A 26,904-nucleotide genomic window follows, 5' to 3' on the forward strand; every position below is an offset into this window, starting at 1 on the left:
GAAAGGATTGGCTTATGGAGGCGACACAATTTCAAACCATGCTCGAAGAGAGGGGAATTCTCCTCTCTTCCCGGGCGCTTGCGCAGTTTGAGCGCTATTACGAACTGCTCGTTGAGTGGAACGAGAAAATGAATTTGACCGCTATTACGGACAAGCCCGGCGTCTATGTGAAGCACTTTTTCGACTCGGTGTCCCCGGCTTTTTACTACGACTTTTCAGCGCCGCTTGCGCTTTGCGACGTCGGATCCGGGGCGGGATTTCCGAGCCTTCCGCTCAAAATTTGTTTTCCGCATTTGCGCGTTTCCATCGTTGATTCGCTGCAAAAACGCATCCGTTTTTTAGAGCATCTGATCACCGAGCTCGGGCTTGCGGACGTGGCGCTTTACCACGAACGCGCTGAGACGTTCGCCCGTCAAAAGGGGATGCGCGAATCATTTGACGTCGTCACGGCCAGAGCGGTGGCGCGCATGCCAGTGCTTGTCGAACTTTGCCTTCCGCTCGTGAAAATGGGCGGGACATTCATTGCGATGAAAGCTGCTTCGGCGCTCGAGGAGCTGAAAGAGGGAAACAAGGCGATTTCTGTGCTTGGCGGAGAAGTGACGGCGACGGAAACGTTCACGTTGCCGTTTGACGAAGGCGAACGAACGATCATTTTCATCCAAAAAATGAGAAAAACGCCGAACCAATACCCGCGCAAACCGGGAACGCCGAACAAACAACCGATTCAGTAGCGTCTTTGCGGGCGGGGGAGGGCTTTGCCGGCTGAAAGAGAGAAACAAGCTGTTTCGCTCCCCGCCTTCGTCCCGCGCCAAAAAACCGACCGTAAGGCGGCGTATGCCGGGCGAGACAGAGACATTTTGGCCAAGTATGTCCAAAGGTGGTGTAGGGGGATGAAGCATCCATTTTCGCGCTTGTTCAGCTTTGGAGAAAAAGAACAGGAAGAAATGGAGGAAAAGCAAGAGCGGGAGGAAGTTCGCCACATTCCGGTCAAAAGCATTATTCCGAACCGCTTTCAGCCGCGCACGATGTTTGATGAAGAGAAGATCGACGAGTTGGCGCTGACGATCCGCACGCACGGCATCATCCAGCCGATCGTCGTCCGCGAATGCGGGAACGGCCGGTTTGAAATCATCGCGGGCGAGCGGAGATGGAGAGCGGTGCAAAAGCTTGGCTGGACGGAAATCCCCGCGATCATCAAAAACTTAAATGACAAAGAAACCGCCTCCGTCGCCCTCATTGAAAACTTACAGCGCGAAGAGTTGACGCCGATTGAAGAGGCGATGGCGTACGCCAAATTGATCGAGCTCCATGATTTGACGCAAGAAGCGCTCGCTCAGCGGCTCGGCAAAGGACAGTCGACGATCGCCAATAAGCTGCGTCTGCTGAAACTCCCGCAAGAGGTGCAAGAGGCGCTCTTGCAACGGGCGATTACGGAACGTCATGCGCGCGCGTTGATTGCCTTGAAAGATAAAGAAAAACAGCTGAAACTGCTGCAAGAAATCATCGACAAACAGTTGAATGTCAAGCAGACGGAAGATCGGGTGTTAAAGCTGCTCGAGGCGGGGGAACGGAAGCCAAAACCGAAGCGAAAGGCGTTCAGCCGCGATATGCGCATCGCCGTCAACACGATCCGCCAGTCGCTTTCCATGGTCGAAAGCAGCGGGGTGTCCGTTCAATCGGAAGAAGAAGAATTCGATGACTACTATCAAATTACGATTCGAATCGCGAAAAAATAACGAAAGTCACCTTTTGCCTCATCAAGCACTGCTGATGGGGTTTTTTCTTTCAGAAAACAAAGTCATTTTCCTGTTTTCGTGCTAAAATAAAATGGATTGAGGAAGAGATAGAGGTAGGTGGCATCGTGGGAAAAGTCATTGCTATTGCAAACCAAAAAGGCGGAGTTGGAAAAACGACGACGGCGGTCAATTTATCGGCATGTTTGGCGCATCTTGGAAAAAAAGTGCTGCTTGTTGACGCCGATCCGCAAGGAAATGCGACGAGCGGCATCGGCATTGAGCGAGGCGATGTGGACGAATGCATTTACAATGTCATCATTGGCGACATGAAAGCAAAAGATGTCATTCGACCGACGGACATCGAAAATTTATACGTCATTCCAGCGACGATCCAGCTCGCCGGCGCAGAAATTGAGCTCGTCTCGGTCGTTTCCCGCGAAATCCGGCTGAGAAACGCGATCGAGCCGCTGAAAGACAAATACGACTTCATTATTATCGATTGTCCTCCTTCGCTCGGCTTGCTGACGCTCAACGCGTTGACAGCGGCCAATTCTGTGCTCATCCCTGTCCAATGCGAATATTATGCGTTAGAAGGGCTCAGCCAGCTGCTTAACACGATCCGGCTTGTGCAGCGGCACTTAAACTATGATTTGCGCCTCGAAGGCGTTCTGTTGACGATGCTTGATGCAAGGACGAATCTAGGCTTGCAGGTCATTCAAGAAGTCAAAAAGTATTTCCGCGAAAAGGTGTACCAGACGATCATCCCGCGAAACGTGCGGCTGAGTGAGGCGCCAAGCCATGGCAAGCCGATCATTTTGTACGATGTGAAATCGCGGGGGGCGGAAGTGTATTTGGAACTGGCGAAGGAGGTGCTTGAACGTGGCTAAAGGTCTCGGCAAAGGCATCAGTGCGCTGTTTGACAACCTTTCTCTCAATGAACTTAATGGGAAAGAGGAAACGGTGCGGGAAGTAAGCATTCACGACCTTCATCCAAACCCGTACCAGCCGCGGAAAACGTTTCAGCCTGAGGCGATTGAGGAGTTGAAGCAATCGATTTTGCAGCACGGCATTTTGCAGCCGCTCATCGTCCGCCGTGTACCGAACGGATTTGAAATCGTCGTTGGTGAACGGCGCTATCGGGCGGCCAAAGAGGCGAATTTGCCGTCAGTGCCGGTCGTGGTGCGCGAGTTGACTGATGAGCAAATGATGGAGTTCGCCCTTCTTGAAAACTTGCAGCGCGAGGATTTGAACCCGATCGAGGAAGCGATGGCGTACAAAATGTTGATGGACAAGCTGCACTTAACCCAGGAGGAAGTCGCGAGCCGTGTTGGGAAGAGCCGTCCGCACATCGCTAATCATTTGCGTTTGTTGTCCCTCCCTTCAGATGTGCAAAAGCTGCTCATTGATGGCACACTTTCGATGGGACATGGCCGCGCGCTTTTAGGGCTGAAACAAAAAAGCAAAATGAAATCGATCGTGGAACGGACGATTCGCGAAGGGTTGAACGTCCGCCAGCTTGAAAAACTGATCCAACAAGCGAACGAAAATGTTTCACGTGAAACATCGAAGCGGAAACCGCCGGAAAAAAGCGTGTTTATTCGGGAAAGCGAATCGTTGCTGCGCGAAAAATTCGGGACGAACGTCACGATTAAACAAACGAGGAAAAGAGGAAAAATTGAAATTGAGTTTTTTTTCTCCGGAAGATTTAGAGAGAATATTAGAACTGCTCGATGTGCGGTTCGACGAGTAAGTCGGCCCTTTGATCAAGGCCGGTTTATTTTTTTGCAAGAGAGGGTTGGACATCATGGTGTTGTTAGGAACGATTGTCAACGGAGTGAGCATTATCGCCGGGGCGTTGATTGGAAAATGGCTTCATCGCATCCCCGAGCGAGTGAAGGAAACGGTGATGGGGGGGATTGGGCTTGCGGTGGCGCTGCTTGGCATACAAATGGGAATGAAAAGCGAACAGTTTCTCGTTGTTATTTTCAGCCTTGTTTTCGGCGGCATTCTCGGGGAGTGGTGGAACTGGGAGGAAAAGCTGAACCGGCTCGGTCAATGGCTCGAGGTGAAAGTGAGCGGAAACGGGCAAGGAAGCATCGCTAAAGGGTTTGTCAGCGCAACGTTGTTGTTTGTCATCGGGGCGATGGCCATCGTCGGAGCGCTTGACAGCGGGCTGCGCGGCGACCATAGCGTCTTGTATACGAAATCGATTTTAGACGGCTTTGCCAGTGTCATTTTGACGACGACGCTCGGCATCGGCGTCATCTTCTCCGCCTTGCCGGTCGTTGTTTATGAGGGGAGCATCGCGCTGTTGGCGACGCAAATCGAACGGTTTGTGCCGAAGGAAGTGCTCGATTCGTTCATCGCCGAATCAACGGCGACCGGAGGCATTTTAATTATGGCCATTGGACTCAATATGCTCGGTTTGACGAACATTCGCGTGGCCAATTTGCTGCCGAGCATTCTCATTACGGCAGCCGCCGTTTTCATTCTTTCACTCGTTTAACGACCGGTTGTTTTGGCCGGACAGAAAAGAAATCCCCTCCTTGAACAGCTGACCAAGAGGGGGATTTGCTGCCTACCATAATGAATGCCGGTCTGTTGAGAGCGGAGGGGCAGCGAGCCGCTCTTTTCGGAGGATGAACCGCTCCGCTTCGTAAATGCCATTGGCGATCGTTTTCGCCATATTCATGACAAGATGGAGGCGCGTATTTTGCAGGACGAAAAACTCCATAAACCCGCTGACATTGACAACCCCAGTAATATGGGCGTCGCCGACGGGAAGGAGCTGTTTGTTGACCCCAGCCCCAGGGCGGACGGGTCCTTTGGCAATCGTGATGGCGCCGACGCTTTTCAGCCGCCCGAGGCAGGCATCGACCGCGATCATGAACGGATCGTTATGAATGAGTCGAATGGCTTCTACCTTTTCTTCCAAATTAACGGCATGGATTGGTTCTTCGAGTGTTCCGTACACGTGGAAGCGAGCCAACGGCTTCTCTTTGAGCATCGTGCCGACGAGCGGTCCAAGCGAATCGCCGGTCGAGCGGTCTGTGCCGATGCAAACGATAGCGACCGGCTGAGCGAGCGGGTCGGGAAGCAGTGAGGCGACCCGCCAAGCGATCGACGACACCGCCCCTTGCTCATCGTAAAACACGCGGTCCCTTTCCTCCTTGGATGAGTAAAATATCGATGGTATGCTCATTCGCTTCACTCCTACTTTCGTTTCAAAAGTATTAACAGTATACGGAAAATAAAAGAATGATATACATTTCATTGTTCGTTTTCTTGCCTTTTCTTCGCGATAACGGGATATCGGGCTACAAATCAGCGGCCGGTCTTGTTAAAATAAAAGCGCAGAACAAGAAAAAAGATTGAGGTGTCGCCAACGTTGAACACGATGGAAAAAACGATGAGCCGATTGTTCGCATTTTTGATAGATGAGAAATTGTGGCTCCAGATCGGAAAAGGGACGCTGAAGATTGTTCTTATCCTACTCATATGCGCCATTGCGGTGAAAGTGTTGAAAATTGCCGTTCATAACATGTTCAAAGTGCGACAGAAGGCGCCGATCCGCATTTCCGAACGGCGGGAGGCGACGCTCGTTCGGCTGCTCGACAACGTCATTACGTACGTACTATATTTTATTGCGCTCTTGATGATTTTAGATACGTTTGGCGTTCCCGTCAAAGCGCTGCTCGCCGGGGCTGGGGTCGTCGGGCTGGCCGTGGGTTTTGGCGCACAAAGCTTAGTGAAAGACATCATCACTGGATTTTTCATCATTTTTGAAGACCAGTTTGCGGTCGGCGATTATGTGCGCATTGGCAATTTTGAAGGGTATGTTGAAACGATTGGGCTTCGGGTGACGAAAATTAAAAGTTGGACCGGGGAAGTGCACATTTTGCCAAACGGCAGCATCACTCAAGTGACGAACTATTCACTGCACAACAGCCTCGCTGTCGTTGACGTCAGCATCGCCTATGAAGAAGACATTGAAGAGGCGGAGGAAGCCATCCGCGAGCTTCTTCCGCAGCTGCCGGCGAAGTATGAAGACATGGTCGCCCCGCCGGAATTGCTTGGCGTGCAAAATTTAGCCAGCTCGGAAGTCATATTGCGCATCACGTGCGAAACGAAGCCGATGCGCCATCTGGCGGTCGCTCGGGCGATCCGCAAGGAAGTAAAGCTGCTGTTGGACGAACGGGGAATCGAAATCCCATACCCACGGCTTGTGCTGCATCGCCGCGACGAACAAGAGCAGCCCGAGGCAAAGCCGCAACGGGAGCAATCGTTGTCATAGGGAGGTGGATCGATGGAAGAGAAACAGTTCGGCCTATACGATATCGTCGAAATGAAAAAGCCGCACCCATGTGGAACGAATCGTTGGAAAGTGATTCGCTTGGGCGCTGACATCCGCATTAAATGCGAAGGGTGCGCCCATAGCGTTTTGTTGCCGCGCAAAGAGTTTATCCGCAAAATGAAAAAAGTGCTCGTCAAGCATGAAGAATAAGCAAATGAATCATGGTGGCGAGGCCATGCTCTTTTGTTGCGAAGGGGAGGGAGAAAATGACGGAAACGACGCATGTAACATCATGTCCGCTCAACTGCTGGGACGTATGCGGGCTGAAGGTGACGGTGAACGAGGGAAAAGTCGTACGGGTTGACGGCGACGAACACCATCCCATCACGAAAGGGAACATTTGCGGACGCGGGCGGATGTTGAAAGAGCGGGTAAACGCCAAAGAACGCCTTCTCTATCCGTTGAAAAAAGTAAACGGGCAGTTCGTTCGCATTTCTTGGGAAGAGGCGCTTGATGACATCGCTGGGAAAATGCGGAAGTTGAAAGAACAATTTGGGCCGACAGCCGTGCTTCACAGCCATGATTACGCCAACAACGGGCTGCTGAAAAACCTGGACCGCCGTTTTTTTAATTGTTATGGTGGGGCAACAGAGCTTATCGGCAGCCTTTGCTGGGGCGCGGGCATTGAGGCGCAGACATGGGATTTTGGCAACGCCTACAGCCATGCGCCAGAAGATATCGACAACAGCCGCCACATCGTCATTTGGGGGCGAAACGTCGCCCGCACGAACATGCATTTATTCGAGCGGTTGCTTGCCGCGAAAAAACGCGGGGCGACAATTGTGGTCATTGATCCGCTGTTTGGCCCGACGGCGCGCATCGCCGATCAGTACGTATGCATCAAGCCGGGAATGGACGCTTTTTTGGCGATGGGCATTATGAAAGAGCTGCTTCGACTCGGGTTGGAGGACCGGGCCTTTATCAAGCAACACACAATTGGGTTTGATGATGTCAAACAACTATTGCAGACAATTTCGTTGGCGGAGATTGAGCGGCATACCGGTGTTAGCCGCGATCAAATGACGAAGCTGGCCCGGCTTTACGGGGACCGGCCGACCGCAACGTATCTTGGCCTTGGCATGCAACGCTATGCGAACGGCGGCAATACAATCCGATGGATCGATGCCCTTGTCGCCGCAAGCGGCAACGTTGGCATTCCGGGTGGAGGGGCGAATTTTGGCAACTTGCAGGTGGGCGAGTGTTTTGATAAAGCCGCATTGACGCTCCCAGAGCGGAAAACGGCATCGCGCACATGGACGATGATGAAGCAGGGAGAAGAGATATTGCGGGCGGATGATCCACCGATCGGCATGGTGATCGTCACGTGCGGCAACCCGCTCGCTCAAGTGCCGAACACGAACTTGATGAAAAAAGCGTTCGCTTCCATTGAAACGGTGGTTGTGTTTGAGCAGTTCATGACCGATACGGCTGCAATGGCTGATTATGTTTTGCCAGTAGCGGCTTCGTTTGAAGAGGAAGACGTCTATTGTTCATCGATGTACCATGCGTATTTGAACTACGGGCCGAAGCTTGTCGACCCGCCGGGTGAGGCGAAGCCGGACTTGTGGATTTGGACGGAGCTGGCAAAAAGGCTCGGGTTTGGGGATGATTTTGCCTATACGCGTGAGCAGTTTCTTGCAATGGCGCTCCGGCCGTTGGAGCATCACGGCATTACGCTGAAGCGATTGAAAACAGAACACCGCGTCCTTTTGCCTGTCGAACCGGTGCCATGGCGCGACCGCCGGTTTCAAACGCCAAGCGGAAAATACGAATTTACGTCAACCATCGCCAAGAAAAAAGGGATGGATGGCCGGCTGCAAATCATGTATCCGGCCGAATCGGAGGAGTCCAATCCGGCACTAGCCGCCAAATATCCGTATCGGCTGTTGACGATCCATCCGCTCCGTTCGAATCATTCGCAACATTATCCGCTCATCCCAGCGCTTCAGACAGTCCGCATTGAGGTAGCGGCTGATGTTGCTGCGGCAAAGGGTCTTGCCGATGGCGACCGGGCGCGTGTTTACAACGACCGTGGATCGCTCGTGGGAACGGTCAAGGTGCTTGATGGCGCCTATCCAGGCACGATCAACATTGACGAAGGACAATGGGGAGTGTTCGGCGGGCCGGTCAACGTCCTCACGTCCGATTTGGAGTCGGATAACGGCTGCGGCAGCACGCTGTATGACTGTTTGGTCAATATTGAAAAAGTCACGTCGGAAGCAAAGTAAGCGGTTCACAGTTGCTTCGGATCAGTAGAAAAAAGATATTGTCGATGACAAAATGCGGTTTGAGGCTGTTGATCCGAAAAGATGATTTTGTCATCCAAGTGTTGGGAAAAGGGCGCAAACTTCCGCCTTTTTTGAAGCGGGTGGGAGAGGAAACATTCCCCGCTTGCGGCGCGCTTGTCATTTTCTGCGCCAGCCCATATAATGAGGAAAGATGTGAACGGGAAAGAGGAGTGGAACGAATGGGATTGACAGCAGGAATCGTCGGATTGCCGAACGTCGGCAAATCGACGCTGTTTAACGCCATTACAAAAGCAGGTGCTGAGTCAGCCAACTATCCGTTTTGCACAATTGAGCCGAACGTCGGTGTCGTCGAAGTGCCCGATGAGCGGCTCGATGTATTGACGGAAATGTTTCGGCCGAAGCGGACGGTGCCGACTGTTTTTGAATTTACCGATATCGCGGGCATCGTCAAAGGGGCGAGCAAAGGAGAGGGGCTTGGCAACAAGTTTTTGTCTCACATCCGGCAAGTCGATGCAATTTGCCAAGTCGTCCGCTGCTTCAGTGATGAAAACATCACCCACGTGGCGGGCAAAGTCGACCCGCTCGCCGATATCGAAACGATCAATTTGGAGCTCGTGTTGGCTGATTTAGAAACGATTGACAAACGAATCGAGCGGGTCGGCAAAATCGCCAAGCAAAAGGATAAAGAGGCGGCGTTTGAATACGACATTTTGCGGCGGTTGAAGGAGACGCTCGAAGACGGCAAGCCGGCGCGCACACTCGAGTTCACTGATGAAGAGATGAAAGTCGTCAAGCAGCTGCATTTGTTGACGATAAAGCCGATGCTTTACGTCGCCAATGTCGGCGAGGAAGATATCGCTGACCCTAGCGGCAATCCGTTTGTCAAGGACGTGCGCGAGTTTGCGAAGCGCGACAACGCTGAAGTCATTGTTGTCTGCGCCAAAATCGAAGAGGAAATCGCTGAGTTCAGCGATGAGGAAAAACGGCAATTTTTACAGGAGCTCGGCATCGAGCAGTCTGGCCTTGACCAGCTTATCCGCGCCGCTTACAGCTTGCTCGGATTGGCGACGTTTTTCACCGCCGGCGAGCAGGAGGTGCGGGCGTGGACGTTCCGCAAAGGGATGAAAGCGCCGCAATGCGCCGGCATCATCCATTCCGACTTTGAGCGAGGGTTTATTCGCGCGGAAACGGTGTCGTACGATGACCTTGTCGCGGCTGGATCGATGGCGGCGGCGCGCGAAGCCGGAAAAGTGCGCTTGGAGGGAAAAGACTACGAAGTGCAAGACGGCGACATTATGCATTTCCGGTTCAACGTGTAACCATCGGTTCGAGGGCAGGGCGGATGCAGCAGGTCACGGCATGGGGCCGTTTTTGGCTTGGTCATACGGATGGAAGATGTTTGCGCCGACGGAATGCGGCAAACTGCCTTGCTTATCGTTGTCGGTCATGGTATAATCAACAAATGTGAGTAATGGTGATTGCTCCTTGCTCTTCGAATGGAAGGGCCGCTTAGACCAAAAGGAGGTGACGAGCGTGAGAAAGTACGAAATCATGTACATCATCCGCCCGAACATGGACGATGAAGCGAGACAAGCTCTCGTGGAACGGTTCAACAACGTGTTGAAAGAAAACGGCGCGGAGATTACGAACGTGACGGATTGGGGCAAGCGCCGCTTAGCCTATGAAATTCAAAAATACCGCGACGGCTATTACATGATCGTCAATGTCGTATCGGAGCCGAAAGCGGTGCAAGAATTCGACCGCTTAGCGCGCATCAGTGAAGACATCATCCGTCATATCGTCGTCAAAGAAGAAGAATAATCTTTTCGACATGATTAAGAGGTGGTTCTGATGATTAACCGCGTCATTTTGGTCGGCAGGTTAACGAGAGATCCGGAGTTGCGTTACACTCCAAGCGGAGTGGCTGTTGCCACGTTTACGCTCGCGGTCAACCGTCCGTTTACAAATCAGCAGGGCGAGCGGGAAACGGATTTTATTCAATGTGTCGTTTGGCGCCGCCAGGCGGAAAACGTCGCCAACTTTTTGAAAAAGGGGAGCTTGGCTGGTGTCGATGGCCGACTGCAAACCCGCAGCTATGAAAATCAAGAAGGTCGGCGCGTGTACGTGACGGAAGTGGTGGCTGATAGCGTCCAATTTCTTGAGCCGAAAGGAACGAGCGAGCAGCGAGGGGCAACAGCAGGCGGCTACTATGGGGATCCATTCCCATTCGGGCAAGATCAGAACCACCAATATCCGAACGAAAAAGGGTTTGGCCGCATCGATGACGATCCTTTCGCCAATGACGGCCAGCCGATCGATATTTCTGATGATGATTTGCCGTTTTAATAAACAAGTCGCTTGAAGCCCCTGTCTCTAAACAACGCGCAGGCAGCGGGCCATTCCACCGATGAGGAAACGATGGCAACGGAAAGGAGGAAATAGCATGGCAGGACGGAAAGGCGGCCGCGGCAAACGCCGCAAAGTATGTTACTTCACGGCGAACAACATTACGCATATCGACTACAAAGATGTCGATTTGCTGAAAAAGTTCATTTCTGAACGCGGTAAAATTTTGCCGCGCCGTGTAACGGGAACGAGCGCGAAATATCAGCGCAAATTGACGGTCGCGATCAAACGCGCGCGCCAAATGGCGCTTCTGCCGTACGTTGCGGACGAGTGAGCCGAAAGCAAGCAGTAAGGGGGGATCCTTACTGCTTTTTTTATCTCCTCTGACTGAGCGGACTCCCACTCCCAAGCAGAGTGAAAGTGGGGAAGGAGGTCAAATCACCAAAAAACAAAGAAAGGGGAACGTCCATTGCGAAAAACGCACGCCCTCACCGAAGCGGCGATTGAGCTCGCACTGTTTGCTGTTTTGTTTTTGCTTGCGCTGTACGCGCCGGTCATTGGGATTGTCGCCGCTTTGTTTTTAGCGCTTCCGTTTATGGTGTTTACGATGCGCCATGGGTGGATTCCAGCTATGTTGCTGCTGGCGGCGGCCCTTGTCATCTCCGGTTTGATCGGCTCGCTTTTGTCGCTGCCGATGGCGCTTATGTTCGGCACCGTCGGCATGGCAGTCGGCGCGATGCTTTCGAAACAGAAAAACCGTTATCTTGTTCTTCTTGTCGGCGCGCTTGTATTTTTGGCGAATATCGTGCTTGATTACATCATCTCGATTCAATTTTTGCACGTCGATATGATCCAAGATACGCTTGCGCTCGTGCGAGAATCGTTTGACACGGCAATGAATCTAATGAAGGGAATGGGACAAGCGCCGCCTTTGGAGATGCAAAGGCAGTTCGAACAAGGGCTGAAGCTGATCGGCTATATGGTTCCGACGCTGTTTGTCATCGCTTCGTTTGCGCTGGCGTACGCGACGATCATCGTCTCGCTGCCGGTGATGAAGAGGCTGAAGCTGCCGGTCGGTTCATGGCCGCCGTTTCGCGAGCTTATGTGGCCGAAAACTGTATTGTGGTTGTATGTCTTTGTGCTCCTTCTCTCCTTGTTCCCGTTCAAAGAAGGATCGTTTGCCTATATCGCCGTGTTGAACTTATCGTATGTGTTGCAGCTGGCGATGATTGTGCAAGGATTTTCGTTTCTTTACTACGCCGCTTACAAAAAAGGGGTTGGCAAAGGTGTGGTGGCGGCAGGGACGGTCGTTTGCTTATTCCTGCCTTTTCTACTTTATCTTGTGGCGATATTCGGTATAATTGATTTAGGATTTGATTTGCGCCGCCGCATATGATAATTGGATAAGGCGAGTCATTTCTTCAGTGTAGGAGCTGACTTGAATGTCCCATTTTTATGAAAGGAAAGCGTATCGCTATCCGTTATATGCGTTAGCCGCCCTGGCGGTGCTTATGGCGATTGGCTTGTTTTACTTCCAATGGCTGCTTGGCCTCGTCGCCCTTCTTGGCGTCGGGTTTGTGCTTTATTATGTCATTGGGGCGCAACGCTCCTTGCATAAAGAGTTGGAGCACTATATTTCCAATTTGTCGCACCGGGTGAAAAAAGTAGGCGAGGAAGCGTTGATGCAAATGCCGATCGGCATTATGCTCATCGATGAAGGGGGAGAAATCGAGTGGTCGAACCGTTTTTTGGCCGCCTGCTTTAAGGAACAGACGCTTGTCGGCCGCTCTCTCGCCGAGCTTTCCGAATCGTTGGCCGCTTTTGTGAAAAGGGGAAAAACGGACGAAGAGATCGTCGAATTGAACGGAAAGCAGCTGAAAGTGGTCATTCGCCGCCCTGAACGGCTTCTTTACTTTTTTGATGTTACTGAGCATTTGGAATTGAAGCGGCAGTACGAAGCGGAACGGCTGGTGCTCGCCATTATTTTTCTTGACAATTATGATGAAATTACGCAAGGGATGGACGATCAGGCAAAAAGCCAACTAAACAGCCTCGTCACTTCCGTGTTGAACCGGTGGGCGAACGACTATGGCATTTTTTTGAAGCGGACGTCATCCGACCGATTTATTGCCGTATTGAACGAACATATTCTTGGGCGGCTCGAGAAAAGCAAATTTTCCATTCTCGACGAAGTGCGAGAGCAGACGGCAAAACATCATGCCCAGCTGACGCTGAGCATCGGCATCGGCGCCGGCGTGTCCCAGCTCCCGGAGCTCGGGGCGCTCGCTCAATCAAGCTTGGACTTAGCGTTGGGGCGCGGGGGCGATCAAGTCGCGATTAAGCAAGGAAATGGAAAAGTGAAGTTTTACGGCGGCAAAACGAACCCGATGGAAAAGCGGACGCGCGTCCGCGCCCGCGTTATTTCCCATGCGCTTCGCGAACTGATTGCAGGAAGCGACAAAGTGCTCATCATGGGCCATAAATATCCCGATATGGACGCCATGGGAGCGGCGATCGGCGTTTTAAAAGTCGTCCAATCGAACCAAAAGGAAGGGTTTATCGTCGTCGATCCGGCCAAAACGGATGCCGGGGCGCAACGGTTGCTTGAGGAAATGAAAAAACATGCTGAATTATGGTCAAGATGCCTAAAGCCGGAGCAGGCGCTTGAGCTCGTCACCGAGGATACGCTTTTGATCGTCGTCGATACGCATCGTCCGTCGCTCGTCATTGAAGAGCGGCTATTGTATCGCACCGACCATATCGTCGTCATTGATCACCATCGCCGCGGCGAAGAGTTCATTGAGGCGCCGATTCTCGTCTATATGGAGCCTTATGCTTCTTCGACATCGGAACTCGTCACCGAGCTGTTAGAGTACCAACCGAAACGGATGAAGCTGACGATGCTCGAAGCGACCGCCCTGCTTGCCGGCATCGTCGTCGACACGAAAAGCTTTACGCTCCGCACCGGCTCGCGGACGTTCGACGCCGCGTCATACTTGCGCGCCCAAGGAGCGGATACGGTGCTTGTGCAAAAATTGCTGCGGGAAAGCATCGCCAACTACATCAAACGGGCGAAATTGATCGAACGGGCGGTGATCGATGAGCATGGCATCGCCATCGCCAAAGGGGGCGAGAACGAGGTGCACGACCAAGTGTTGATTGCGCAAACGGCCGATACGCTTCTCACTTTAAGCAGCGTCGTTGCTTCGTTCGTCATTTCCAAGCGGTCCGACGGGACGGTCGGCATCAGCGCCCGCTCGCTCGGCGATGTCAACGTGCAAGTCATTATGGAACGGCTTGGTGGAGGCGGACATTTGACAAACGCCGCTGCCCAATTGTCCGAAGTGACGGTGGAAGAGGCGGAGCGGCAGCTGCGTGAAGCCATTCATGACTATTTCGAGGGGGGGAAGCCATCATGAAAGTCATTTTTTTAAAAGATGTGAAAGGAAAAGGGAAAAAAGGGGAAATCAAAGACGTCGCCGACGGTTACGCAAACAACTTTTTGTTCAAACAAGGGCTCGCCATTGAAGCGACGCCGGCGAACATCAAAGCGCTCGAGGCGCAAAAACAAAAAGAGCAGCGCCAAGCGGCGGAAGAACTGGCCAATGCGAAAAAACTGAAAGAAGAGCTCGAGAAGCTGACGGTGGAAATTCCGGCGAAAGCGGGCGAGGGAGGCCGTTTGTTTGGTTCAATCACGAGCAAGCAAATCGCTGAGGCGCTTCAGGCCCAGCACGGCTTGAAGCTTGACAAACGGAAAATCGAGCTTGCTGATGCCATTCGCTCCCTCGGATATACGAATGTGCCGGTGAAGCTCCATCCGGAAGTGACAGCGACCTTAAAAGTGCACGTCAAGGAACAAAAATAACGGCAGCAATGATGCCCCCGCCCGCTATGGCGGGGGCATTATCGACGGAGATGAAACGGGGGAAAGGCGGTGAGACGATGAGCGAACTTTTTTCAGAACGAATTCCTCCGCAAAGCATTGAAGCCGAGCAGGCCGTGCTTGGCGCTGTGTTTTTGGATCCCACTGCGCTGACGCTCGCCTCGGAACGATTAATTCCCGAAGACTTCTACCGCGCGGCCCATCAAAAAATTTTCCACGCCATGCTTCGCGTCGCTGATAAAGGCGAGCCGGTCGATTTAGTGACGGTGACGGCGGAACTGGCCGCTTTGGAGCAGCTGGAGGAAGTGGGCGGTGTCTCCTACTTAAGCGAGCTTGCCGATTCTGTGCCGACAGCGGCCAACGTCGAATACTACGCCCGCATTGTTGAAGAAAAATCATTGCTTCGCCGCCTCATTCGCACGGCGACATCGATTGCCCAAGATGGCTATACAAGGGAAGATGAAATTGACGTTTTGCTCGATGAAGCGGAACGGAAAATTATGGAGGTTTCCCAACGGAAACATTCAGGCGCCTTTAAAAATATTAAAGATGTTCTCGTACAGACGTATGACAACATTGAAATGCTCCATAACCGGAACGGGGACATCACCGGCATCCCGACCGGATTCACTGAACTCGACCGGATGACGTCCGGATTTCAGCGCAGCGACTTGATTATCGTCGCCGCCCGGCCATCGGTCGGGAAGACGGCATTCGCATTAAACATCGCCCAAAATGTGGCGACGAAGACGAACGAAAATGTCGCGATTTTCAGCTTGGAAATGAGCGCCCAGCAGCTTGTGATGCGGATGCTTTGCGCCGAAGGCAACATCAACGCCCAAAACTTGCGCACTGGCAAGCTGACGCCGGAAGATTGGGGCAAGCTGACGATGGCGATGGGCAGTTTGTCAAACGCCGGCATTTATATTGACGATACGCCGAGCATCCGCGTCAGCGACATTCGCGCCAAATGCCGCCGCTTGAAACAGGAAAGCGGCCTCGGCATGGTGGTGATCGATTATTTGCAGCTCATTCAAGGAAGTGGGCGCAACCGGGAAAACCGCCAGCAGGAAGTGTCGGAAATCTCCCGTTCGTTAAAGGCGCTCGCCCGCGAGCTCGAAGTGCCGGTCATCGCTTTGTCACAGCTGTCGCGCAGCGTTGAGCAGCGCCAGGACAAGCGGCCGATGATGTCCGATCTTCGCGAATCGGGGAGCATTGAGCAAGACGCTGATATCGTTGCCTTTTTGTATCGCGACGACTACTACAACAAAGATTCCGAGAACAAAAACATCATCGAAATCATTATCGCCAAACAGCGGAACGGCCCGGTCGGGACGGTGCAGCTCGCCTTTATTAAAGAGTACAATAAATTCGTCAACTTAGAGCGCCGTTTCGATGAGGCGCAAATTCCACCGGGGGCGTAAGACGGACCGCGCTGCCGGCGGCGGGCGCCTTTTTGTTCTTTTGGCCTTTGACTATTTCCTCGTTTACACCCGCGGCGTTAAAGAGGGAGCCTTCCTGATCATTGATAAACGAATAAAAAAGACGATATTTTCTTTTAATGTTCGTGTTTCATTGACTTTATGGCTGAAAACTGGTACACTGACAATGTTTAGACCGAGGAAACTGGAGGTGCTCGCCATGTCGTCAGTCGTTGTTGTCGGCACGCAATGGGGCGATGAAGGGAAAGGGAAAATTACGGACTTTTTATCGGAAAATGCGGAAGTGATTGCCCGGTATCAAGGGGGAAACAATGCCGGACACACGATCGTGTTCAACGGGGAAAAGTATAAGCTGCACTTGATCCCGTCGGGCATTTTTTATAAAGATAAAATTTGCGTCATCGGCAATGGGATGGTCGTCGATCCGAAGGCGCTCGTTGCGGAGCTTTCGTATTTGCACGAGCGCGGCATTTCGACTGATAATTTGCGCATCAGCAACCGCGCTCATGTCATTTTGCCGTATCATTTGAAATTGGACGAGCTTGAGGAAGAGCGGAAAGGGGCAAACAAAATCGGCACGACAAAAAAAGGAATTGGGCCGGCGTACATGGACAAGGCGGCGCGCATCGGCATCCGCATTGTTGATTTGCTTGACCGCGACGTGTTTGCCGAAAAGCTGGAGCGCAACTTGAGGGAGAAAAATACGCTGCTTGAAAAAGTGTACGGGGTCGAAGGCTTCCGGTTGGAGGACATTTTTGAGGAGTATTACGAGTACGGCCAGCACATCGCCAAATACGTCTGCGACACATCGGTCGTATTGAACAATGCGCTCGATGAAGGGCGCCGCGTCTTGTTCGAAGGAGCGCAAGGCGTCATGCTTGACATTGACCAAGGAACGTATCCGTTTGTCACGTCGTCGAATCCAGTCGCTGGCGGGGTAACGATCGGCGCCGGTGTCGGGCCGACGAAAATCAAGCATGTCGTCGGGGTGGCGAAAGCCTATACGACGCGCGTCGGCGACGGGCCGTTCCCGACAGAGCTGCACGATGAAATCGGCGACCGCATTCGCGAAGTCGGCCGCGAGTATGGGACGACGACCGGCCGTCCGCGCCGCGTCGGTTGGTTTGACAGTGTTGTTGTCCGTCATGCCCGCCGGGTGAGCGGCATTACGGACTTGTCGCTTAACTCGATCGATGTGTTGACCGGCATTGAAACGTTGAAAATTTGCGTCGCCTATCGCTACCGCGGCCAAGTGCTCGAAGAATTTCCAGCCAGCTTAAAAGTGTTGGCCGAATGCGAGCCGATTTATGAAGAACTTCCTGGCTGGACGGAAGATATCACCGGGGTGAAAAGTCTAGACGAGCTGCCGGCGAACGCCCGCCATTACGTCGAGCGCATTTCCCAGCTCACCGGCATCCCTCTTTCGATTTTCTCCGTCGGACCGGACCGTTCGCAAACGAACGTCGTCCGCAGCGTCTACGCGTAAGCGGCAACAGTGGACGGTGGCAGGCAGCGTATAAACAAGGCAAACGACAGGCATAGATGCGCGCGCGTCTATGCTTTTTTCTTTGATAGGCTCCTCAAAATGGCAATCGGCAAAGGATGATTTCATGTTCATAACATGGTAAATTAGTAATGATAGGATTCCATCGCAAAAGGAAGGATGTGAGCGAGATGGAAAAACGCATTTTAGTCGTTGATGATGAAAAACCGATTGCCGATATTTTGCAATTTAATTTGCAAAAAGAAGGATATGAAGTCATTTGCGCCTACGACGGCGAAGAAGCGCTGCAAAAAGTTGAAGAAACGATGCCGGACTTGATTTTATTGGATATTATGTTGCCGTTAAAAGATGGCATGGAAGTATGCCGTGAAGTGCGGAAAAAGTATGATATGCCGATCATTATGCTGACAGCGAAAGATTCCGAGATTGATAAAGTGCTTGGGTTGGAGCTTGGTGCGGACGATTATGTGACAAAGCCGTTCAGCACGCGCGAGCTCCTGGCGCGGGTGAAGGCAAACTTGCGCCGCCATGCGCAAACGGCCAACCAAGAAGAAGGAGAAAACGAAACAAATGAAATCGTCATTGGCCCGCTCGTCATCCGTCCGGACGCGTATGTCGTGCAAAAGCGGGGGGAAACAATTGAACTGACCCACCGCGAATTTGAACTGCTTCATTACTTAGCGAAGCATATCGGCCAAGTGATGACGCGCGAGCATTTGCTGCAAACCGTCTGGGGCTACGATTACTATGGCGATGTGCGCACCGTGGACGTGACGGTAAGACGTCTGCGTGAAAAAATTGAGGACAACCCTTCCCACCCGAATTGGATCGTCACAAGACGGGGAGTCGGCTATTACTTGCGCAATCCGGAACAGGAGTCATGAGCCAGCATGAAAAAAGTAGGTCCATTCCGTTCGATTCATTTTAAGTTTGTCATCATTTATGTATTACTGATTCTCGTCGCCATGCAAATCATCGGCGTGTACTTCGTTCGCAAGCTGGAAACGGAGCTTGTGCAGAACTTTAAAAACTCATTAAACGAACGGGTGACCTTGCTCGCCTATAACGTCGAGCAGGCGATGAATCGGGAGCGCGATGAAAAAAGCCCGACATTGGAAGAAGACATCCGTTCGCTTCTTCATGATTTCGTTTCCCAAGACATTTCCGAAGTGCGCGTCATCGATGAGAAAGGGAAAGTGCTTGCGACATCCAATCCGTATATGCAAAACATCGTCGGAAAGCGGACGACCGAGATTTATGTAAAACGTTCCCTCGTCACCGGCGAAATCGTCGACCGGATGCTGCTCGATTCGAAAACAGGTCATCGCATGTACATTTCGTCGACTCCGATCAAAACGAGCGGCGAAATCAAAGGTGTCATTTACGTCATCGCCTCGATGGAAAACGTCTTTTCGCAAATGCGGCAAATCAATATGATTTTGGCGACCGGGACGGGGATCGCTCTCGCCATTACCGCCGTGCTCGGCATTTTTTTGTCCCGCACGATCACCCGGCCGATTTCCGATATGCGCCGGCAAGCGCTGGCGATGACGAGGGGAGATTTCTCCCGCAAGGTTAAAGTGTACGGCTATGATGAAATCGGCCAATTGGCGATGACGTTCAATAATCTGACCAAAAAACTGCAGGAAGCGCAGGCGACGACGGAAGGGGAACGGCGCAAGCTCGAGTCCGTCTTGACGCATATGACTGATGGCGTCATTGCGACCGACCGTCGCGGGCGCGTCATTCTCATTAACGATGCAGCGTTAAACATTTTGAATGTTTCACGTGAAACAGTGCTGTCGAGTTCGATCGTCGACGTGCTTGGCATTGCCGACCAGTATACGTTTGAAACGCTGCTTGAGGAGCGCGATTCGCTCATTTTAGATTTCAGCACGGATGAGGAACTGTATATTTTGCGCGCGTCGTTGTCGGTGATTCAAAAAGAGGGAGGATTTGTCAACGGGTTGATCGTCGTTTTGCACGACATTACCGAACAGGAAAAAATCGACCGCGAGCGGCGGCAGTTTGTCGCCAATGTGTCGCATGAATTGCGCACGCCGCTCACCACGATGAAAAGCTACTTAGAAGCGCTCGCTGACGGCGCTTGGCAAGATAAAGACATCGCGCCGAGGTTCATTCAAGTCGTGCAAAATGAAACGGAACGGATGATTCGGCTTGTCAACGACTTGCTCCATCTGTCCAAGCTCGACAGCAAAGACTACAAGCTGAAGAAAACGTGGATCAATTTTTCAGCCTATTTCCATAAAGTCATTGACCGATTTGAGTTGACGAAAAGCGACAACATCCGGTTCGTTCGCAAAATTCCGCGCGAGGCGATTTTTATTGAAGTTGATGAAGATAAAATTACGCAAGTGTTAGACAACATTATTTCGAACGCTTTGAAGTACTCTCCGCAAGGAGGGACGATTACATTTCGCGTCCGCAAACTTGCTGATGAAATTATTGTCAGCGTCAGCGACGAAGGAGTCGGCATTCCGAAAGCCGACTTGGCAAAAATTTTCGAACGGTTTTACCGGGTCGACAAGGCCAGGTCGCGCAAATTGGGCGGTACGGGGCTTGGGCTGGCCATTGCCAAAGAAGTCGTTCTTGCCCATGGCGGGACGATTTGGGCAGAAAGCAAGGAGCATAAAGGAACGACGATTTATTTTACGCTGCCGCTAGAACGCGAGCAAAAGGATGACTGGTGCGATGTATGAAACGATCAAAACCATCGTGTTGACGTTGCTTGTGCTCATCAGCATTACCTTAACGTTTGCCTTATGGACATATCATCCGAAATACGACGTGCTGCAAAACGACGAATACATTCAACACGTCTCCGTGAGCAATACGCAAGTGGATACAGCGATGGTCGTGCAGCCAAAGCAGATTCTCATTCATAAAAACGGCGTCCCCTATGCTGTGACGAAAGACGAAGAGAAAAATGAAGTGCTGAAAGAAATGAGAAGATGGACGCTTGATGATTTCGAAGATGTTTCGTCTTCTGTTCCGCAAGGGAAGTTTTTATCGTTTTTAAACGGCAAAGAGCGGCTTGAGATCATTTACCCCGATGAGGTGCCGATCGACATATACCGATTGATTTTCACGATCGATGACAGGGGGCTCGACGGCTTGGCGTTTGACCGCCTGCTCGTCCCGCTCGGCGGGAAGGACGAGTTCCCCATCTACTTCATCGCGACCGACAAGCGCAAAATTTACAAGGCGATTGCCAGCGATGCCTCCTTATCGGCGATCGGCCGGCTGGCGAAAGAAGCGAGCCATTTTCCGCGTTATTTCGCTTATCCGGTCAGCGAAACGAAGCAGTTGTATTTGCCGGAAAAAGAAGTGGTGCTCAGCAGTCTGCAATATTATACCGACGAGCTGGACGCAGACAAGTTTAAAGAAGCGCTCTTTAGCGATCCAAGCTTTGTCAAAAAAGATTTGATTCCGTTTGGCGAAGAATATACAGACGGTTCGCGGCTGATGGACGTCGATTTTCTTCAACGGATGCTGCTGTATGTGAATCCAGCGGCGCGCGTCTCGAATATGGGACAAACGGAGCAAGAAACCCATATCATCCAAAAAAGCATTGATTTCGTCAATGAGCATGGCGGTTGGACGGATCTGTATCATTTCGCCCGCTGGAGCGAGGAGGATCGAAAAGTCACGTTCCGGCTTGTCGTCAACGGCTATCCAGTCTTTAATGAATACGGCATGTCAGAAATCGTGGAGACGTGGGGAGCGTCCGATTTGATGAAATACCAGCGTCCGCTCTTCCGCCTTGAAATCGCGGATCGCAACCGCACACCAAAAACGCTGCCGTCCGGCCATGAGGTCGTCAACTGGTTCGAACAGACGAAAGGCGTTCGCAAATCGCTCATCAAAGATATCGCCATCGGCTATGAGCTCATCAAAGATCCGGAGCGGGAAAAAGTCATCCGCCTTGAACCGGCATGGTTCTACTTGTACGGACAAACGTGGAAAAAGGTAAACATGGGCGATGAGGCGGGAGGAGGGGGAACAAATGGACTGGAGTAAAACGAAGACGATTTTTATTATCGTGTTCCTCATCCTCGACTGCTTTTTAGGCTATCAGTTTATGGAAAAACGAAACAGCAGCCAGCTCGATGTCATTTTGGAAACGACGATTGAAGAGCAGCTTGAGGCGAACGGCATTACGTATGTGGATCTGCCTAAAGAAGTGACGAAAGCGGCGTATGTCAGCGGCAAAAGCCGCTCATTCACCATGGCGGATGTAAAAAAGCTGCCCGGGCAAAAAGTGAAAATCGAAGGAGAAACGAAAGTCAAAGGGACGTTCATCGATCCGGTTGCGCTGCCGATTGACGATCCATACCAGCTGCGTGAGTTTTTGCAGCGCTACATCATCGGCGGCGGGCAATATGCCTTTTGGTCGTTTGATGAAAAACAAGGAATCTTGACCTGCTACCAAATGTATGACGGCAAGATGATTTACGGCAATGAAAACAGCAAGCTCGTCATCCATGTCAACGGGAGACGGGAAGCGCTGTCGTATGAACAGACGATGCTCAGCGACTTGGAAAAGTACGAGCGGAAGCAAGATATCGTCCCGGCGATTAAAGCCATTGAGACGTTGTACCGAAAAGGGCATTTGCAGCCGGGCGACCGCGTCACGAAAGTGGAGCTTGGCTATTACGGGCTTGTTCAATTTACTGCATCCCAAGTGTTGACTCCAACTTGGCATATTGTTGTCAATCGGAAGGAAGACTATTTCGTCAATGCGTTTGAAGGGCAAGTGATCAATGATCAAGGAAATGTGCTGGAGTGAAAGAACATGACGATGCGATTTAGTGTGCTGGCCAGCGGCAGCACCGGCAACGCCTTTTACATTGAGACAGACCGCCAGCGCCTGCTTGTTGACGCCGGTTTGAGCGGCAAGCAGCTTGAGGAGTTGTTTGCTGAGATCGGCCGCCATCCAAAGCAGCTTGATGCGCTGCTTGTCACCCATGAACATAGCGACCATATTAAAGGGCTCGGGGTGCTTGCCCGCAAGTATCGGCTGCCGGTGTATGCCAATGAAAAAACGTGGCGGGCGATGGAACAAACGGTCGGCGACATTCCGCCCGAGCAAAAATTTGTCTTTCCGCTCGGCGCGGTAAGGACGTTCGGCGATGTTGACGTCGAATCGTTCGGCGTCTCTCACGACGCCGCCGAGCCGATGTTTTACGTTTTCCACTATGAAGGGAAAAAGCTTGCGTTGCTCACCGATACCGGCTATGTGAGCGAGCGGATCAAAAAGACGATTGAAAACGCGGATGTGTTCGTGTTTGAAAGCAATCATGACGTCGGCATGCTGCGGATGGGGAGATATCCATGGAGCGTCAAGCGCCGCATTTTAAGCGATGTCGGCCATATTTCGAATGAGGAAGCGGGTTTGGCGCTTGCTGACGTGATCGGCGACCGGACAAAGCAAATTTATTTGGCCCATTTGAGCCAAGATAACAATATGAAAGAGCTGGCGCGCATGACCGTGACGCAAGTGTTGGAACAGAAAGGCTTAGCGGTCGGCGCCCGCTTTCGTTTGTATGATACCGATCCGCGTCGGGCGACGGCACTAGCGTATGTATAAAGCCCGTTTTGCCGAAACTGAGGGAGACACATTTGTTGGATTTTTTCTCCTGTTCATGATTATAATGAGGGATGGAGACGAATGTGGAAAGGAGGGTGAGCATGGGATACTACGACGACCATTATGAGCCGTACGAACAAACGAGGAGGAAGCGGCGCAGCGGATCGTTTGTTTCCGCGCTTGTCGGCGCCGTGTTAGGAGGGCTGCTCGTCCTCATGTCCATTCCGGCGCTTTCCCGTTGGGATATCCTCCCGTATGATGTTGTGCCGAATCAAAGAGCAGAGGAAGAGCCAAAAACAGAGGAAAATGGAACTCCACCGATTCGGCAGAGTGTTTCCGTAGATGTGACGACGGCGGTGACAAAGGCGATCGACCAAGTGTCGGATGCGGTTGTCGGCGTTGTCAACATTCAAGAAGCCAGCTTCTGGTCGCAAGGAGGCGAGGCTGGCGTCGGATCGGGCGTCATTTACAAGAAAGCGGGAGGCCGGGCGTTTATCGTCACGAACCATCATGTTGTTGAAAACGCCAGTCAGCTCGAAGTGAGCCTCAAAGATGGGACGAGAGTGCCGGCGAAGCTGCTCGGCAGTGATGTGCTTATGGATTTAGCCGTCTTGGAAATTGACGCGAAGCATGTGAAAAAAGTCGCCCAGTTCGGCAACTCCGATACGGTGAAGCCAGGCGAGCCAGTCATTGCCATCGGCAACCCGCTCGGTTTGCAGTTTGCCGGCTCGGTGACACAAGGCATTATTTCCGGAACGAACCGGACGGTCGAAGTCGATTTGGACCAAGACGGCGCTCCAGACTGGAACGCAGAAGTATTGCAGACAGATGCGGCGATCAACCCGGGCAACAGCGGCGGCGCTCTTGTCAATATCAAAGGGCAAGTCATCGGCATCAACTCGATGAAAATCGCCCAAGAGGCGGTTGAAGGCATCGGGTTCGCGATCCCGATCAACACGGCCATTCCGATCATTTCGGACTTGGAAAAATACGGACAAGTGCGCCGTCCGTACATGGGCGTTGAACTTCGCTCGCTGAGCGACATCCCATCGTACCATTTGCAGGCGACGCTCCATTTGCCGCCGAACGTAACGGAAGGAGCGGCGGTCATTCAAGTCGTGCCGATGTCGCCGGCCGCACAGGCGGGCTTAAAACAGTTTGATGTCATCGTGGCGCTTGACGGCGAAAAAATCCGCAACGTGCTTGATTTGCGCAAATATTTGTATACGAAAAAATCGATCGGCGACCGGATGGAAGTCACGTTTTATCGTGATGGGAAAAAACGCACGGTCACGATGAAGCTGGCGCGTGAGTCGTATTAAACGAATGGAGGGAGCGAAAACGCTCCTTCTTTTTTCCACAAGGAGAGGGGCGAGAATGATGATATTCACATGTGAAGAACATGTCGACATCGCCATTGATCAATATGTAGATGAAACGGAACAGGCGCCGGATCTCCTGCCTGTGGACAACAGCGAAAAACAGTGCTATTTTTGCTCGAAACAAGCTGTATATGTCGTAGGAGGATAACAGTTTTTTCACAACATGTGGATATGTGTTGTGTATATGTGGATAAATCTTGTTGATAAGCTGTTTATAAGGCAGGGGTTGTTTGTGCATATTTCCATTGTCGCTGTGGGTAAATTGAAGGAAAAATATTTAATCGCTGGAATTAATGAATATACAAAGCGTCTGTCCGCATACGCCAAAATCGACATCATCGAAGTCGCTGATGAAAAAACGCCGGAGCGGGCGAGCGAACTTGAGGAGGAACAAATCAAAGAGCGCGAGGGAGGACGGCTGCTGGCGAAAATTCCGCATGACGCTCACGTCATCGCGCTCGCGATTGAAGGGAAGATGCAATCGTCCGAGCAATTCGCCGCCCGTCTCGATGAGCTCGCCACCTACGGCAAAAGCAAAGTGGTGTTCGTCATCGGCGGCTCGCTTGGCTTAAGCAAACAAGTGATGGCGCGCGCCGATGAGACCCTGTCGTTTTCGAAAATGACGTTTCCACACCAGCTGATGCGCCTCATTTTGCTCGAGCAAATTTACCGCGCATTTCGCATTAACCGCGGGGAACCGTATCATAAGTAAATGGGGTTTTTCCATTTCTTAGTTTCATGATGGGATGAAGACGTTCTATCGCAGATTTATCCATTACGGTTGAATATGGGGGATAAAGTATGAGACATTTGATTCAAATAGCCGTTGCCGCCAATGCAGCACAACGGCTATCCTTCATCAATCACCGTTTGTGTAATGATGAAGCGGTCTCATTATTTTATGGAAATCTTTTTCAATTAAGGAATTTTTAGGTTATTCACTCAAGGGGCGCCGCATTGGTTTGACAGATCGCGAATCTTGATTAAGGTGTTATGCCAAATGACGTTTAGGGAAATATAGCAGGAAAAGAGGGTTGCGCTAAGGAAAAGTCAGGGGAGAGCCGCCTAATTTATGCAACTCCCCCGCATTGGGCTGATACTTTATTTTTGCCGCTTTCTTTCGAACGGAGCAATAAATGGTCGGCATAAATGTACGCTTTTTCAATTGACATCGTTCCTTCTGCTTGACAAAAGTAAAGACCGAACGACGACGTATAGGCAATGGGACGTTTTGCCGCCATATAATCGACCAACACAGTGCTATGGCGCACTGCTTCTCGAATCTCCTCGACAAGCCGGACGCTCTCTTCAAATGTGCGATTACGCAAAAACATCGTAAATTCTTCACCGCCGCTGCGGAACAAAAAATCGCCCTCTTTGAGAAACTGTTTCAAGGTTGAGGCGAAATGGCGGATCACCTCGTCGCCGACGGCATGGTTATACGTGTCGTTGATCGTTTTAAAATTGTCGATATCGGCGACGACGACGCCAATCCATTCACCGGATCCGTTTAGCTTGGCGATCGTTTGATCCATGTAGGCGCGGTTATGGATGCCGGTCAAAAAGTCGGTGTAGGCCATTTTTTCGAAGTGGTCGCGTTCTAGTTTATGCTGGATGCTTTGCGATTTGGAAAAGAACGAGCGGCTGACGAAGTAATTCAGCAAAAATAAGCTCAAAAGCATATCCCACCGCTGTTCTTGCAAAAAGAGAAATAACAGACCGTTTGTCAGCGCCGTTTTTCCCATGTCCATCCAGCTTCTCGTCTTAATAAAATCCAACGCCTCGCGCTGTGTCTGAATGTCGCCGGTTATATAAAAAATGATGATCAGGCAACAGTCAGTCAAAAAGGAAACGACGATGACGAGCAGGAATAAAAGCAGCCAGAAGCCAATGAACGGAATAGACTGAAACAGCGGACCAAGGAGATTGTATAAGGCAAACGCGAGCGAATTGAACGTCACAAACGAGCCGATGTTGTACAATGTGTGCAGCCATTCATCGGGTTCCGCTGTTTTCAAATATTTTTTTGCTATATGTTCAGTCAAGCGAAACAACGCTTCAAAGATAAACAGCCCGAACGGGCCGGCAAATAAGGAGAAGGATAAACTGTAGTTAATGCCGTAATCAACGGGAATATTGTTTTTCGTTTTGTCTATGACGCGCAAGTGTGAATACAAGCTGGAAAACAGCCAATAAAACAGCAAAGCGATGACATAGGTGCGATCGAAGGAAGGCGGTTCTGACACAAAAACAACAACAATGGATGCGGAAAAAACAGCAAAAATCATCGGTCGTGCTCGGAGTAACATCACAGCTCTCTCTCCTATAAATCTGACCTCTGACAACTTCGGCGTTGATGAAGTGATTCCAAAAAGAGGAAGGCCGCTCACATGCCAG

Annotated in this window: 26 protein-coding genes and 1 pseudogene; 25 read left to right on the forward strand and 2 right to left on the reverse strand. The window is 51.5% G+C overall.

What is annotated here, in order from left to right:
• The first annotated feature begins 14 nt into the window (after positions 1-14).
• The 5 genes and pseudogenes from rsmG to ACVX3G_RS02825 all read left to right on the forward strand — a co-directional run bounded on the left by rsmG (position 15) and on the right by ACVX3G_RS02825 (position 4,242).
• Entirely contained in the window at positions 15-731 is a 717-nt protein-coding gene (rsmG, locus tag ACVX3G_RS02805) for a 16S rRNA (guanine(527)-N(7))-methyltransferase RsmG (protein ID WP_011232955.1), read from the forward strand.
• 159 nt (positions 732-890) lie between these two features.
• Positions 891-1,736, forward strand: coding sequence for a nucleoid occlusion protein (gene noc / locus ACVX3G_RS02810; RefSeq protein ID WP_011232954.1), 846 nt, complete (start codon positions 891-893; stop codon positions 1,734-1,736).
• A gap of 125 nt (positions 1,737-1,861) precedes the next feature.
• Positions 1,862-2,623, forward strand: coding sequence for a ParA family protein (locus tag ACVX3G_RS02815; RefSeq protein WP_014197033.1), 762 nt, complete (start codon positions 1,862-1,864; stop codon positions 2,621-2,623).
• Positions 2,616-3,486, forward strand: a pseudogene (locus tag ACVX3G_RS02820) (ParB/RepB/Spo0J family partition protein). The gene ACVX3G_RS02815 and the pseudogene ACVX3G_RS02820 overlap by 8 nt, the downstream one beginning before the upstream one ends.
• Positions 3,487-3,540: 54 nt before the next feature.
• Positions 3,541-4,242 carry a DUF554 domain-containing protein gene (locus ACVX3G_RS02825; RefSeq protein WP_011232951.1) on the forward strand — a complete coding sequence of 234 codons (702 nt, stop codon included), beginning with the start codon at positions 3,541-3,543 and terminating at the stop codon, positions 4,240-4,242.
• A 72-nt stretch (positions 4,243-4,314) separates the two neighbouring features.
• On the opposite strand, the gene yyaC is transcribed toward ACVX3G_RS02825, so the two are convergent.
• Positions 4,315-4,938, reverse strand: a complete 624-nt coding sequence (gene yyaC, locus ACVX3G_RS02830) for a spore protease YyaC (protein ID WP_011232950.1) — start codon at positions 4,936-4,938, stop codon at positions 4,315-4,317.
• A 186-nt stretch (positions 4,939-5,124) separates the two neighbouring features.
• Between yyaC and ACVX3G_RS02835 the strand changes: the two genes are divergently transcribed.
• The 20 genes from ACVX3G_RS02835 (at position 5,125) to rlmH (ending at position 25,219) form a co-directional block, all read left to right on the forward strand.
• The gene (locus ACVX3G_RS02835) at positions 5,125-6,030 is read left to right on the forward strand and encodes a mechanosensitive ion channel family protein (protein WP_011232949.1); all 906 of its coding nucleotides are present in this window, start codon (positions 5,125-5,127) and stop codon (positions 6,028-6,030) included.
• Between the two features lie 12 nt (positions 6,031-6,042).
• A complete protein-coding gene (locus ACVX3G_RS02840; protein ID WP_011232948.1) occupies positions 6,043-6,240 on the forward strand; it encodes a DUF951 domain-containing protein in 198 nt (65 codons plus the stop codon).
• Between the two features lie 56 nt (positions 6,241-6,296).
• A complete protein-coding gene (locus ACVX3G_RS02845; protein ID WP_014197030.1) occupies positions 6,297-8,318 on the forward strand; it encodes a molybdopterin-dependent oxidoreductase in 2,022 nt (673 codons plus the stop codon).
• A 239-nt stretch (positions 8,319-8,557) separates the two neighbouring features.
• Positions 8,558-9,658 carry a redox-regulated ATPase YchF gene (gene ychF, locus ACVX3G_RS02850; RefSeq protein ID WP_011232946.1) on the forward strand — a complete coding sequence of 367 codons (1,101 nt, stop codon included), beginning with the start codon at positions 8,558-8,560 and terminating at the stop codon, positions 9,656-9,658.
• Positions 9,659-9,872: 214 nt separating this feature from the next.
• Positions 9,873-10,160 carry a 30S ribosomal protein S6 gene (gene rpsF, locus ACVX3G_RS02855; RefSeq protein ID WP_011232945.1) on the forward strand — a complete coding sequence of 96 codons (288 nt, stop codon included), beginning with the start codon at positions 9,873-9,875 and terminating at the stop codon, positions 10,158-10,160.
• Positions 10,161-10,190: 30 nt separating this feature from the next.
• Positions 10,191-10,685, forward strand: a complete 495-nt coding sequence (ssb, locus tag ACVX3G_RS02860; RefSeq protein WP_011232944.1) for a single-stranded DNA-binding protein — start codon at positions 10,191-10,193, stop codon at positions 10,683-10,685.
• A 97-nt stretch (positions 10,686-10,782) separates the two neighbouring features.
• On the forward strand, positions 10,783-11,019 hold the full coding sequence (gene rpsR / locus ACVX3G_RS02865; RefSeq protein WP_008880812.1) for a 30S ribosomal protein S18: 237 nt from the start codon (positions 10,783-10,785) through the stop codon (positions 11,017-11,019).
• 135 nt (positions 11,020-11,154) lie between these two features.
• Positions 11,155-12,081 (forward strand): YybS family protein, encoded by a 927-nt coding sequence (locus tag ACVX3G_RS02870; RefSeq protein WP_011232943.1) that lies wholly within the window; start codon positions 11,155-11,157, stop codon positions 12,079-12,081.
• A gap of 46 nt (positions 12,082-12,127) precedes the next feature.
• Positions 12,128-14,104: a DHH family phosphoesterase gene (locus tag ACVX3G_RS02875; RefSeq protein WP_011232942.1), complete on the forward strand. Its 1,977-nt coding sequence runs from the start codon at positions 12,128-12,130 to the stop codon at positions 14,102-14,104.
• Positions 14,101-14,550 (forward strand): 50S ribosomal protein L9, encoded by a 450-nt coding sequence (gene rplI, locus ACVX3G_RS02880; RefSeq protein ID WP_011232941.1) that lies wholly within the window; start codon positions 14,101-14,103, stop codon positions 14,548-14,550. Before ACVX3G_RS02875 ends, rplI begins: the two co-directional genes overlap by 4 nt.
• Positions 14,551-14,627: 77 nt before the next feature.
• On the forward strand, positions 14,628-15,992 hold the full coding sequence (dnaB, locus tag ACVX3G_RS02885; protein ID WP_011232940.1) for a replicative DNA helicase: 1,365 nt from the start codon (positions 14,628-14,630) through the stop codon (positions 15,990-15,992).
• Positions 15,993-16,209: 217 nt separating this feature from the next.
• Positions 16,210-17,496: an adenylosuccinate synthase gene (locus ACVX3G_RS02890; RefSeq protein ID WP_011232939.1), complete on the forward strand. Its 1,287-nt coding sequence runs from the start codon at positions 16,210-16,212 to the stop codon at positions 17,494-17,496.
• Positions 17,497-17,684: 188 nt separating this feature from the next.
• A complete protein-coding gene (yycF, locus tag ACVX3G_RS02895; RefSeq protein WP_011232938.1) occupies positions 17,685-18,398 on the forward strand; it encodes a response regulator YycF in 714 nt (237 codons plus the stop codon).
• A 6-nt stretch (positions 18,399-18,404) separates the two neighbouring features.
• The gene (walK, locus tag ACVX3G_RS02900) at positions 18,405-20,234 is read left to right on the forward strand and encodes a cell wall metabolism sensor histidine kinase WalK (RefSeq protein WP_011232937.1); all 1,830 of its coding nucleotides are present in this window, start codon (positions 18,405-18,407) and stop codon (positions 20,232-20,234) included.
• Positions 20,227-21,555 (forward strand): YycH family regulatory protein, encoded by a 1,329-nt coding sequence (locus tag ACVX3G_RS02905; protein WP_011232936.1) that lies wholly within the window; start codon positions 20,227-20,229, stop codon positions 21,553-21,555. The genes walK and ACVX3G_RS02905 overlap by 8 nt, the downstream gene beginning before the upstream one ends.
• Entirely contained in the window at positions 21,542-22,324 is a 783-nt protein-coding gene (locus ACVX3G_RS02910) for a two-component system regulatory protein YycI (RefSeq protein ID WP_011232935.1), read from the forward strand. The genes ACVX3G_RS02905 and ACVX3G_RS02910 overlap by 14 nt, the downstream gene beginning before the upstream one ends.
• A gap of 6 nt (positions 22,325-22,330) precedes the next feature.
• On the forward strand, positions 22,331-23,125 hold the full coding sequence (locus ACVX3G_RS02915; RefSeq protein ID WP_011232934.1) for an MBL fold metallo-hydrolase: 795 nt from the start codon (positions 22,331-22,333) through the stop codon (positions 23,123-23,125).
• A gap of 101 nt (positions 23,126-23,226) precedes the next feature.
• The gene (locus ACVX3G_RS02920; RefSeq protein WP_011232933.1) at positions 23,227-24,447 is read left to right on the forward strand and encodes a S1C family serine protease; all 1,221 of its coding nucleotides are present in this window, start codon (positions 23,227-23,229) and stop codon (positions 24,445-24,447) included.
• A gap of 55 nt (positions 24,448-24,502) precedes the next feature.
• Positions 24,503-24,655, forward strand: a complete 153-nt coding sequence (locus ACVX3G_RS02925) for a CxxH/CxxC protein (protein WP_011232932.1) — start codon at positions 24,503-24,505, stop codon at positions 24,653-24,655.
• Positions 24,656-24,739: 84 nt separating this feature from the next.
• Positions 24,740-25,219: a 23S rRNA (pseudouridine(1915)-N(3))-methyltransferase RlmH gene (gene rlmH, locus ACVX3G_RS02930; protein WP_011232931.1), complete on the forward strand. Its 480-nt coding sequence runs from the start codon at positions 24,740-24,742 to the stop codon at positions 25,217-25,219.
• Between the two features lie 358 nt (positions 25,220-25,577).
• Here rlmH and ACVX3G_RS02935 read toward each other — a convergent pair whose 3' ends face one another.
• Complete coding sequence (locus tag ACVX3G_RS02935) at positions 25,578-26,816, reverse strand: GGDEF domain-containing protein (protein ID WP_023634558.1); 1,239 nt, start codon at positions 26,814-26,816, stop codon at positions 25,578-25,580.
• Between the last annotated feature and the right edge of the window lie 88 nt (positions 26,817-26,904).

This window comes from Geobacillus sp. PLS 41, assembly GCF_056494105.1.